Below are 11,064 nucleotides of genomic sequence, written 5' to 3' on the forward strand. Positions count from 1 at the left end.
CTGCACAGCCGGTGAACTCGAGCAGCTCACCGGACCGTTGAAGGTGCTGCCCCAGCGATCCGCCCGCTGCTGCCGGTGGTGGGCGGCAGCGGGCGCGCGCATGGCCTGGTTCGCCGCCCCGGTGGCGGTTGCGGGGTCAGGCCGTCGTGTCCAGGGCCCGGACAGCCGCCTTGGCCGCCTTCTCCACCAGTTGGACACCGTCCGCCATGCTGACGCTGCCCCGCGACAGCACCGCCACCAGGCGGTCGTGTCCGTCCACCCGGACCAGACCGATGCTGTTGACGTCCCAGCGGCCCGTCGCGGTCCGCTGCAGCCAGCCGTTCTTCAGGCCGGTGACGGGGCCGGCCGCCGAAACGCCCCAGTCCTGGCCTGCCGCTATGCCGCCCATGAGGCCGCGCAGGTAGCCCCGGGACGCCTGGTCCAGGGGGGAGTCGGTACCGAAGACGGCGCTCAGCAGGGCGAGCTGATCGGTCGCGGTGGTCTGGGTGAGCCCCCAGTGCCCGTCGCCGCCACCGGTCGTGCCGGTCAGGCCGAGCCTGCGGTTGGCGGCGTTCAGGCCCGGCGCCTCGCCGATCACGCGCCACAGCGCGTCGGCGGACGCGTTGTCACTGATCCGGATCATCGACTCGGCGGACGTCTTCTCCTGCGCCGTGAGCCCGCGGTGCTGGTCCTGGGCCTTGAGCAGCAGGGCCGCCAGGATGTCGACCTTCACGATGCTCGCCGTGTCGTACGTCGTCCCCGCCCGCACGCCGTACTGTGCCGTGCGCCCGTCGGCCGGATCGAGCACCGCCACCGAGAGCGAGGCGGGGCCGGCCGCCACGACCGGCGCGAGCCGCCGGGACAGCGCCTGGTCAGGAGCCACACCGGTGCCGGCGGTCTGCAGGGCCGCCACGGACACCGCCGGCGAGTGCGCCACCGCGGCGGGCGCGGGCGCCGGCGCAAGGACCGCGGCCGGCCGGGCGATGCCGGGCCCCGTCCCCGCCGTCTGGCCCGACCGCGGGACGGTCCGCGCCCTGTCGGCCCCGGCCGCGTCGGCAAAGCCGCCCGTCGCCGCCCCGCCGGCCATGACGAGCGCGAGTGCGGCCAGGGCGTAGCGCGAAGGGAGGCGCCGGGCGAACGTGACGACCAGCGGAGCGAACACATGGCGAGACATGGCGCGAGGATAAAAAGACCATCCGTGAAATAGCTATGGCCCACATAACAGCCGCGCGACACGGCTCGTGATTCCGCACACATCGCTCATAAATGAACTCTGCGGAATGAGCACTCAATGAGGCCAAAACTTTCCGTGCGGGTTCAGCTGCTCATGGCGGCCATGACAGGTGCGCCGCCGTCGCGTCGATGAGCGCGGCCGACCAGTCGGTGGCCGCGGATTCACCGGCGGGCGCGTCCCGTGACGCCGCCGGTCCCGGTTCCGTCCGCGGCCTCGCCGGCCACGTTGATGCCGCGGGCAGCCGGGACGAAAACCGGCTCGGACCAGTTCCTGATCACCCTTTTCCTGAGCGACCGGTACCGGCCGGGCAGGGGGCGTGCCCGCCGGTACCGCGGTGCCGGGCCTCGCTCGGTCAGCAGTTCCTGGACCACAGGCATGGGCACTTCTCGGCGGCGGATGCCGTGTGCGGCCAGGACCGGCGGGGAGCCCGCGGTGGCGGCGGCGAGAACCCGGCGGCCGCCGGCATACGAGAGCGGCGTGCCACCTCCCTGTGCGGGTGGTGGCACGCCGGACCAAAAGGGCGGCACGCCGGGGTCAGAAGGTGCGCCCTTGGTCAGTCGCGGGGCAGGGGCCGGTCAGCGGCGGTAGCCCCAGGACTGGGTGTCCACGGTGCGGCCGTCGTCGTCGCGCAGGGTGGCCTTGTCGGCGTAGTTGCTCCAGATGTAGTCCCAGCTGCCCTGGTAGACGTCCCGACGGGTGTCATAGCCGTGCCCGGTGTGGACGCGGACCGTGGCGTAGCCGGGCAGGCGCAGGTCGTCGAAGCGGTAGCGGTTGCCGTCGCGGTCCGAGAGCGTCCAGCCGTCCAGGTCGACCGCGCGGCGGCCGGTGTTGGTGACCTCCACCCATTCCCGGTTCAGGGACCGGTTCGACCAGTTGTCACGGCCGGGGCTGTCGTACTGGATGTCGCCGAGGACAACGTTGGAGTACGAGTGGTAACGGCCGTGCCTGTATCCGTGGCCGTGGCCGTGGTCGCTGTCGGCTGATGCCGGCATCGCCGCCGCGGCGACGACGGAGCCGGCTGCCAGAGCGGTAGCGGCGATGCGGCGGACGGTACGAGAAGCAGACATTGATGTCCCCTCAAGTAAGGGCGCCCAGGGCCCGGTCAAGGGCCATGCTGCGCGGTACGGTTCCCGGCCCCTCAGGCCGAGAACCCAAAGACTGGAACACCTCCCGCGCCACTGACAGCGACTCCGGTTCGTGTTACTTAATGCGGACATTTCCGTAACTCGCGATTGCATTGATCACACATCCCGCCCGGGCATGCCCCTGACATCGGCTGCCGGATCCACGCACCCGCTCCGCAACCGGGGACAAGCCTCTTCCGGCCCCCGCACACCCCGCCGTACCACCCCGCAAGCCACCCGTTCAGCAGCACGCTCATCAGTAACAGCCACAATTCCGTGCAATCCAGACACGTATCGTGTGGCCGAACACCTGCCCGCAGAGTGCGGTCTTCCCCGGCAGCCGCGGGCTGGACAGGTCGGATCGGTACGTGGGTGAGCCTGTCCGGGTCGAGGGCGGCGAAGATGCCGTGGATCCGGCCGTCTGGCACATCGAGCGCCACCGGCCGCCCTGCGCCGTCGACGGTGGCCGGCGGCGCGGGGCGGCCGGTGGCGTCGACGGGCCTGGCCTCCCCCATGAGGCGGCGGGTGACCAGGCCCGCCAGGAAGGCGAGGGCACGCTCGCGCCCGGAGACCGGGGGCGGCTCGGCCCGCACCTTGCCGCCTTTGCCGTTCCAGACGGCCACGTCCTCGCCGAGCAGTTCGAGAAGGCCTGGGGTGCGCCGGCCCCGGCGCGGTCGGCGGCCGTCCAGCGCACACAGGCGTCCTGCACCGTGTCCTCGGTGTCCCCCATGCTGCCGAGCAGGCGGCAGGCCGGCCCCGGCAGCAGCGGACGATGCGCCTCGAATCTTCGGCGTGCCGTGCCGGTGCCATGCTCGCCGCCCCTGCCCCGGGCTCAGGCAGCCGATGCGGCCGCGCCGTTGGACTGCGCCGCGAAGCCTTCGCACCAGAAGGCGTGCCGGGCCGCCGCCCGAGGCCGGGCTTGGCGCGGGCGTTGTTCTGGAACGACACAGACATTCTTTTTCCGGGAGTTCTTCGTGCGCCCGGCTTTCCGGGTCCTGCACGAGATCGGGAATATCCTGAACAGCGATCTCTTGACCGGTTACGCCCATCGGGAATTCCGTTCCCTGGAACAGTCGTACGGACCTTGGTGTCGGCCAGCACTCGACCGGTCTCACGCCTCCCCCTTTCCCCTTGCTCTACAGACGGAGAGTTCCATGAACACGATGCGTGTCGCCCAGGTCAGCGCCGCGGGCGAGAAGTTCGAAATCGTCGAGCGGGAACTGCCGCAGCCCGGCCCCGGCCACGTCAGGATCACCGTCGAGGCGGCGGGTATCTGTCACACCGATGCGGGCTTCGTCCACGCCGGCTTTCCCGGCGTGCAGTTCCCGCTGGTCACCGGCCACGAGGTCGCCGGGCGGATCGACGCCCTCGGCGAAGGCGTGAGCGGATGGCAGGTCGGCGACCGTGTCGAGGTCGGCTGGTTCGGTGGCCACTGCGGCCACTGCGTGCCCTGCCGCGAAGGCGACTTCATCGACTGCCAGAACCTTCAGGTTCCCGGCTTGGCCTACCCCGGCGGCTACGCCGACGCCATGGTGGCCCCCGTATCGGCGCTCTCGCGCATTCCTGACGGATTGCCGGCCGCCCTGGCCGCGCCGCTCGGCTGTGCCGGCGTCACCACTTTCAACGCTCTGCGGCACAGCTCCGCCCGGCCTGGTGACCTCGTGGCAGTCCTCGGCGTCGGCGGCCTGGGACACCTCGGAGTCCAGTACGCCGACCGGTTCGGCTTCGACACCGTCGCCATCGCCCGCGGCCAGGACAAGGAGTCACTGGCCCGGGAGCTCGGCGCCCGGCACTACATCGACAGCAGCGCCGTCAACGTCGCCGAAGCCCTCCAGGCGCTGGGGGGCGCCCGCGTCGTGCTCGCCACGGCGGCCAACTCCGACGCGATGACTGCCACCGTCGACGGCCTGCGTCACCGTGGGCAGCTGATCGTCCTCGGCGTTACCCCCGAGCCGCTGCAGATCAGCCCGCTGCAGCTGATCGGGGGAAGCCGCTCCGTCCACGGCCACCCGTCCGGCACCGCCCAGGACGTCCAGGACACAATGGCGTTCAGCGCGCGCACCGGGGTGAAGCCGATGGTGGAGACGGTGCCGCTGGAGGAAGTCGACGAAGCCTTCCAGCGGATGCTCAGCGGCGCAGCCCGTTTCCGCATGGTGCTCACCACCGGCAACTGACCACCACCTGCGGCGCTTGCTCCGTCACGGCCGCCGTGGGGCCTGCTGGGCGGTGTCCTGCCAGGGGAACGGGGCGAGGTCGGGCTCGACCCAGCCGCTCTTGGCCTGCGGGCCGGCCAGCGTTGCCGGGCGGTAGAAGCGGGTCAGCAGTCGTTTGTCGAGCAGCGCGCGGTGGTGGTCGGCGAACGCGGCGAAGTCGCTTTCGTCGCGCTCGTCGGTGTGGTGCCCGACCAGTTCCACCCAGGCGCGGCTGACGGTCGCGTGGTATTTCTGGGGCGCACCCGCGTATCGGGCGGTGCGCTGGATGCCGTCGCTGACCAGGCCGACCGCCGCGGGCACGCCGCACTGTCGCACGGCCAGCCACGTCAGGTGGACATGCTCGCGGTGGCCGAACCGCTCGGCGTTCGCCATCACTTCGGCCATCAACGCTTCGAAGGTGGGTGCGCCGTCGGCCTGTGTCCGGGGCTGGTGCACGGTCATGAGGACACCTCTGTCAGGGCTTGCAGGGCGGTGCGCAGGGCGGCGACAGCATCGGCGGGCAGGTCGCCGAGCGCGTGGTGCTCCAGGTCGGTGACGGCCTGTCGGATCGTAGTGGCGGCCAGGCGCCCGGAAGAGGTGAGCTCGATGAGCACTGCCCGGCGGTCGCCCGGGCGGGTGCCCCGGGTGATGTGGCCGCGTCGTTCCAGTCGGTCCAGCACGCTGGTCAGCGTCGTGGGGCGAGTACCCACGGCCGTGCCCAGTTCGGACACGGTTCTGCCGCGGCCGTCAGCAAGGTTGGCCAGCGCATTGATCTCGGAGGCGGTCAGGTCCAGGTCGACGAGCTCTGCGGCAAGTACTTGCAAGGTGGCGTGGGTGGCCCGCTGGAGCGCCAGCAGGGCAGACCATTCACATGACACGGGTTCGGATTTCACGATTTCAGACTATACGATTTCGTATTAAGTGTTGCGCGTCAGGCCGGGCTGTGGGCACCGCCCGCAGACGGCGGCCGCAGGCCGGGCGGTGTGTCCGGGCGTCCCTCGGGGCCGGCGGGTTCAGCCGAGGGCGCGGTCGAGGTTGAAGGCGGCGCTGATGAGGGACAGGTGGGTGAAGGCCTGCGGGAAGTTGCCGAGCTGTTCTCCCGTCGGTCCGATTTCCTCTGCGTACAGGCCGAGGTGGTTGGAGTAGGTGAGCATTTTCTCGAAGGCCAGGCGGGCCTCTTCCAGGCGGCCGGCCCGGGTGAGGGCTTCGATGTACCAGAATGAGCAGATCGAAAAGGTGCCCTCGGTGCCCAGGAGGCCGTCCGGGCTGGCTCCCGTGTCGTAGCGGTAGACGAGCGAGTCGGCGACCAGCTTCGTGCCGAGGGCGTCCAGCGTCGAGAGCCACTTCGGGTCGACCGGGGAGACGAACTTGACCAGGGGCATCATCAGCACGGAGGCGTCCAGGACGTCGCCGTCCAGTTGCTGGACGAAGGCGCCGGCTTCGGCCGACCAGCCGCGTCTCATGATCTGCCGGTAGATCGCGTCACGGCTCTTGCCCCACCGGACAAGATCGGCGGGCAGGCCGCGCCGGGTCGCCATGCGCATGGCCCGCTCAATGGCCACCCAGCACATCAGGCGCGAGTACAGGAAGTCCCGTCGTCCCCCGCGGGTCTCCCAGACGCCTTCGTCCGGCTGGTCCCAGTGGTCGCAGACCCAGTCCACCACGGCGCCGACCTCGTCCCAGCGGTGGCTGCTGATGGGCTGCCCCCACTTGTCGTACAGGTAGACGGAGTCGATGAGTGCTCCGTAGATGTCCAGCTGGAGCTGGGTTGCGGCGGCATTTCCCACCCGTACCGGGGACGAACCCAAGTACCCCTCGAAATGTGACAGTTCGCGTTCGGGAAGCTCGCGGCGTCCGTCGATGCCGTACATGATCTGCAGCGGTCCGGTGGCCTCGTCCTCGCACATGATGCAGGAGGACAGAAAGCCCATGAACGCTTCGGCCTCCGAGGTGAAGCCCAGCCGGAGCATGGCGTAGATGCAGAAGGCGGCGTCCCTGACCCACGTGTACCGGTAGTCCCAGTTGCGCTCGCATCCGATCTCTTCGGGCAGGCTCGTCGTCGGCGCGGCCACGATCGCGCCGGTCGGCGCGTAGACGAGCAGCTTCAGGGTCAGTGCGGAGCGGTGCACCATCTCCCGCCACCGTCCGTGGTAGCGCGAGGCGCCCAGCCAGTGCCGCCAGAAGCGGACCGTGGCCTGGAACTCGTCCTCCGCCTCGCGCCGGGCACACCCGCGCACGGCGACTTCTGCCCCGATCCGGTCGAGGGCGAAGACGGCGGACTCGCCTTCCAGCAGCTTGAAGTGCGACCAGGCGTCCGTGCCGTCGCATTCGAGCGGCACGGTGGCTGTCAGCGCCAGGGACAGGTTCTTGGATTCGAAGTGTGCCCTGTCGCCCTCAAGGCGTGCGCTGTGCGGCTCGGTCCCGTATCCGAAGCGGGGAGCCACCCGCGCGGTGAACGGGAGCGAGCCCCGGACGCAGAGCAGGCGTCTGATCAGCCGGTGCCGGTGGACCTCGCCCGATTCGTCGCCGACGGGCATGAAGTCCTGGATCTCGCCCACCCCGTCCGGGGCGAAGAACCGTGTGATCAGCACGTTGGTGTCGGGAAAGTAGAACTGGCGCGTGCGCGCGGGCACGTCCGCGGCCAGCTGAAACGACCCGCCCCGGTCCGCGTCCAGGATGGAGCCGAACACGCTGGGTGCGTCGAATTGTGGGCAGCAGTACCAGTCGATCGTGCCGTCGGTGCCCACGAGCGCGACGGTACGAAGGTCGCCGATCAGACCGTGGTCGGCGATCGGCAGGTAGCGCGGGGAACCCGCCCCTTGCCCGTATCCACTGCATCCGGCACTCTCGAACGCCATGCCAGGCCTCCCTGCCACCGCGGCGCCACCGCCGCGAAGCCGAAAACAACCCTGATAACAGCTTAAATCGCCACGCATGTGTGCCTGGCTCTGCCGCTTCAGCCGCCACCGCCGTGTGCCGCGCCGCGGATGTGGCGGCGGGTTCGTCACCCTCGCAGAGCCGGCGAAGTCACCGGCCGTGCGTTCAGGCGGCGGGCGGTGTGGGCCGGCGCAGGTGGGCCAGATCGTCGGGTGGCGGGGTGTCGGGCCGGTGGAAGAGCGGGGTCTGGTCGACGGCGGCCGCCGGGGCGTCGGCCAGCTGGAAGCGCTCGCGCAGCCGGTGGTAGAACGCCAGCGGTGCCAGACGAGCCAGGCGCAGCCGGTACGGTGCGCGGTAGGCGGCAACCCAGTCCCCCGGTTCCAGTACTCCGCGTGTCTGCCCGTCGATGCTCACGGCCACCCGGCCGGAATGCGGCAGCACGTGTACCACGACCGCCTCGTCGACCGCGGCTATCACGGTGCGGTCGAAGGCCATGTGCGGAGCGACCGGGGTGAAGACGATGGCGTCGGCGGCGGGGTCCAGAACCGGCCCTCCCGCGGCGAAGTTGTAGGCGGTCGAGCCGGTGGGGGTTGCCACGATCACCGCGTCGGCCGAGTAGGAGGCGAGCAGCTGCCCGGCCAGGTACACGGCCACGCTCGCCTGCCGGTCCCGGGCGAGTTTTTCCAGGACCACGTCATTGACGGCGGTGACGTCCAGGGCGACACCCCAGCCGGCCGTCTGCACCCCGGCGGGGCGCACGGCCGGCGCGGGCAGTGCGGGTCCGCGCCCGTAGCACAGCACCGTGTCCAGGCCGACGGGCGTGCGAAGCGGGCGCGACGCGCGCAGTGTGAGCACCATCCGCTCCTCGATCACCGCCTGATCCCGGTGCAGAACGTCGAGGGCAGCCTCCACCTGGTCGGTGGTGATCTCGGTCAGGAAGCCGAGCCGGCCCACGTTCACGCCCAGCACCGCCGCCCCGTCCTTGGCGGCGATCCGTGCCCCGCGCAGAAACGTGCCGTCACCGCCGAACGTGATGATCAGCCCGGGGTGGCCCGCCGCCTCGGCCTCCTCCTGGCCGCCGTGCCGCGATTCCCCCTCCCGCCACACGTCGATGTCGGTGCAGGCTATGCCGCGTGCGGCGCACCACAGGCGGGCGGTCCGCGCGGCCGCGACGGCGGCGGGCCGGCCTTGGTGGACAACCAGGCCCAGCCGGTTCAGAGGCATCACTTCTCACCGTAGACCGCCCCGGCGCGCCGCGCAGATCGCAACGGATCTTCCCCGGGGCCGCCGGACCGGCCCAAAGCAGCCCTCCTCCTGCGCCGGTCAGGAGGAGGCGTGGACGCGGACCGGTTACGCCCCTCCCCCGCGGCAGGGAGTGGATCGGCGGGCGGCGTCATGCGGCTTCGATGGCAGGGCGGAGAACAAAGTCGACGCGGAGCGTCGGTGACCGACGACAACGCCGAAGGGGGCCCCTCCCTGCTCGAGCGAGGCCGAGAGGTCGGGAGCCCAGTCCCTGTCGCGGGGGAGGCCGTCAGGCCTGCGTCGCAGCGCCGGCTGCTGCGGCACCGGTCTCGGGCTGCCGTGGGGCCGGCGCCCGGTCTTGTCCGCGCGGTCCGGGAAGAACTCTTCCCGCCCTGGCGGTGTCGGGGTCCTCGCGAGCGGCGTCGCCGGTGTGACACCACGGCGGCAGAACCGCTGTGCTCTCGTGGCGGGCGACACTCGAGCGGCGGAACAGGGGAACCGGGCCCGGGCAGGAACAACGCTCCTGGGTGACAGTGGGGGGCGGCTCCTGGGCGTTGATACCGGCTGATCCGCCGCGCCCCACAGGCCCTTGGCCAACTCCTGCTCCGGGGGCAGGTCCTGGCCGGTCGCGACCGCGATGTCGCAGGCATGTGTACCGGCGTCCGACGCCGCTGCCGAAGCCCCGAGCCGGACGGGCAGCGGGCCCAGCGGCGCCGGCACCGAGGCGGCCGCACCGTCCGCGATCGGCTGTGCGAGCGGATACCGGGGAGCTTCTTCGCGTGGACGGCCCCGTAATCCCGTCTGCCGTGACCCGTTGTACCTCTACGCCATACCGGTGTGCCCGGCAGTGCGTCCCACAGCCGGGCACCGCCAACCGGAAGGATCACGCCCATGGCGCACCGATTGTCGATCCCCTTTCCCGAAACTTCCCTCATCCTCGTGACAGGCGCCGCCGGCGGCGTTGGCCGGCTGGTGGTGGAACGCCTGCGCGGCAGCGGTCTGCCGGTTCGTGCCTTCGTGCACCGCGACGACGGGCGCGCCGCCGAGCTCCGCGCTCTGGGGGCGGATGTCGCCGTGGGCGATCTGACCCGCGCGGCCGACGTTGTGCGGGCGCTCGACGGCTGTCGCCGGGTGTATTTCGGACTGGGCGTCTCCTCGTACTATCTGGAGGCGACGGTGACCGCGGCAGCGGCCGCCCTGGACCACGGGCATCTCGAGGTCTTCGTCAACATGTCCCAGATGACGGTCTCCCAGATGACACTGGCCAGCACCAGTGAGTCCCGGCAGCAGCGTCAGCACTGGCTCGCCGAACAGACCCTCAACTGGTCCGGCCTGCCGGTGACCCACATCAGGCCCACGGTGTTCATGGAGAACCCGATCTTCCAGATGATCATGGCCGCCGACGTCGCGCAGGACAACACCATCCGGCTTCCGTTCGGATCGGGCCGCACCTCCCCGGTCGCCACCCAGGACGTGGCCGAGGTCGCGGCCACCGTTCTTGCCACGCCGGACACGCACGTGGGCCGCACCTACCACCTGACCGGAGAGCGTTCCCGCGACATGACAGCCATCGCGCAAGAGCTGACCTGCGCACTGGGCAGGAACATCACCTACCTCGACGTCCCCCACGCGCAATGGGTACGCACCAGGCTGAACCCGCTGGGCCTGCCGGAGCATATTCGCGAGCACCTCTCCACGGTGGCGCGCCTGCACGCCGAGAACAGGTACGACCGGGCCACTGACGATGTGGAGCTGATCACCGGACACTCTCCGCTGAGTCTCCGCGACTTCGTACAAAGCCGTTGTGCGGCCTTCACCGGCGACACACCCGCACGCTGACCCGGCTGCGGCACCCGCCGCCGGTATCCAGGCACGGCGGGTACCGGCAAGGACAAGCCGGGCACGGGCGCGGCCGGCCGTGGCGGGTTGGTCCGGCGGTGCCCCCGAAAGCCGCCGGTCGCCATGCCGACCGGGGCAAGGCCGAGCGGGAACGGCGTGATCCATCGGGCCAGGCGCAGCAAGGGCCGCCCCGGTCGTGCGGCTTGCGGCCGGTCGTGCGGGCAGACGGCCGGCTCCCCTGCGCGGCTCACTCCCCGGGGGCTGCCGTCCGAGGACATGCAGGCGTTCGATTCCCGCGGGATACGGCGTGATGGCCTGGCCTCCCTTTGGTGCGGAGGTGGATCCGGCGGAACCGGGACCGCGAAGTGTTCGATCCGCCGCAGCTCGCGGGGGGCCGGCTACGGCAACACGCGGGGCGCCTCGGTGAACGCCGGGCATGGCGCAGCGGGTGCGGAGGTTTTGGGTGTCTGGCGGGGACTGTCCCCTCATGCCGGAAACCCCGGCCCGATTCCGACGGGCCGGGGTTTCCTTGTGACGCAAGCGGCTCTGTCAGTACTCGCCCTCGTCGCCCTCGTCG

Annotated in this window: 9 protein-coding genes; 2 read left to right on the plus strand and 7 right to left on the minus strand. The window is 70.9% G+C overall.

The features are described from left to right. Window positions 1-136: 136 nt before the first annotated feature. From ACIBB8_RS23300 to ACIBB8_RS23310, 3 genes are all read right to left on the minus strand, one after another. Window positions 137-1,153 (minus strand): serine hydrolase, encoded by a 1,017-nt coding sequence (locus tag ACIBB8_RS23300; protein ID WP_398955009.1) that lies wholly within the window; start codon window positions 1,151-1,153, stop codon window positions 137-139. A gap of 221 nt (window positions 1,154-1,374) precedes the next feature. Further along, window positions 1,375-1,719 carry a hypothetical protein gene (locus tag ACIBB8_RS23305; protein ID WP_398955011.1) on the minus strand — a complete coding sequence of 115 codons (345 nt, stop codon included), beginning with the start codon at window positions 1,717-1,719 and terminating at the stop codon, window positions 1,375-1,377. Between the two features lie 69 nt (window positions 1,720-1,788). Then, on the minus strand, window positions 1,789-2,280 hold the full coding sequence (locus ACIBB8_RS23310; protein WP_398955013.1) for a lamin tail domain-containing protein: 492 nt from the start codon (window positions 2,278-2,280) through the stop codon (window positions 1,789-1,791). 1,211 nt (window positions 2,281-3,491) lie between these two features. On the opposite strand from ACIBB8_RS23310, the gene ACIBB8_RS23315 reads away from it, so the two are divergent. Next, entirely contained in the window at window positions 3,492-4,511 is a 1,020-nt protein-coding gene (locus tag ACIBB8_RS23315; RefSeq protein WP_398955015.1) for an alcohol dehydrogenase, read from the plus strand. A gap of 24 nt (window positions 4,512-4,535) precedes the next feature. Here the strand turns inward: ACIBB8_RS23315 and ACIBB8_RS23320 are convergent, their stop codons facing one another. The 4 genes from ACIBB8_RS23320 to ACIBB8_RS23335 form a co-directional block, all read right to left on the minus strand. After that, complete coding sequence (locus tag ACIBB8_RS23320) at window positions 4,536-4,991, minus strand: hypothetical protein (RefSeq protein ID WP_398955018.1); 456 nt, start codon at window positions 4,989-4,991, stop codon at window positions 4,536-4,538. Continuing rightward, a complete protein-coding gene (locus ACIBB8_RS23325; protein WP_398955020.1) occupies window positions 4,988-5,422 on the minus strand; it encodes a MarR family winged helix-turn-helix transcriptional regulator in 435 nt (144 codons plus the stop codon). The genes ACIBB8_RS23320 and ACIBB8_RS23325 overlap by 4 nt, the downstream gene beginning before the upstream one ends. 120 nt (window positions 5,423-5,542) lie before the next feature. Next, a complete protein-coding gene (locus ACIBB8_RS23330; RefSeq protein ID WP_398955022.1) occupies window positions 5,543-7,387 on the minus strand; it encodes a glycoside hydrolase family 15 protein in 1,845 nt (614 codons plus the stop codon). Between the two features lie 184 nt (window positions 7,388-7,571). Next, complete coding sequence (locus ACIBB8_RS23335) at window positions 7,572-8,630, minus strand: NAD(+)/NADH kinase (protein WP_398955024.1); 1,059 nt, start codon at window positions 8,628-8,630, stop codon at window positions 7,572-7,574. Window positions 8,631-9,587: 957 nt separating this feature from the next. Here ACIBB8_RS23335 and ACIBB8_RS23340 point away from each other — a divergent pair. Further along, window positions 9,588-10,487 (plus strand): NAD(P)H-binding protein, encoded by a 900-nt coding sequence (locus ACIBB8_RS23340; protein ID WP_398955026.1) that lies wholly within the window; start codon window positions 9,588-9,590, stop codon window positions 10,485-10,487. The last annotated feature ends 577 nt before the right edge of the window (window positions 10,488-11,064 follow it).

Source organism: Streptomyces sp. NPDC051286, from assembly GCF_044455345.1.
Classification (GTDB): domain Bacteria; phylum Actinomycetota; class Actinomycetes; order Streptomycetales; family Streptomycetaceae; genus Streptomyces.

Excerpts from the sequence above, each read along its gene's own strand:
- ACIBB8_RS23300 (WP_398955009.1), bottom strand. The coding sequence starts at position 1,153 with ATGTCTCGCCATGTGTTCGCTCCGCTGGTCGTCACGTTCGCCCGGCGC.
- ACIBB8_RS23310 (WP_398955013.1), bottom strand. The coding sequence starts at position 2,280 with ATGTCTGCTTCTCGTACCGTCCGCCGCATCGCCGCTACCGCTCTGGCA.
- ACIBB8_RS23315 (WP_398955015.1), top strand. The coding sequence starts at position 3,492 with ATGAACACGATGCGTGTCGCCCAGGTCAGCGCCGCGGGCGAGAAGTTC.
- ACIBB8_RS23320 (WP_398955018.1), bottom strand. The coding sequence starts at position 4,991 with ATGACCGTGCACCAGCCCCGGACACAGGCCGACGGCGCACCCACCTTC.
- ACIBB8_RS23330 (WP_398955022.1), bottom strand. The coding sequence starts at position 7,387 with ATGGCGTTCGAGAGTGCCGGATGCAGTGGATACGGGCAAGGGGCGGGT.
- ACIBB8_RS23335 (WP_398955024.1), bottom strand. The coding sequence starts at position 8,630 with ATGCCTCTGAACCGGCTGGGCCTGGTTGTCCACCAAGGCCGGCCCGCC.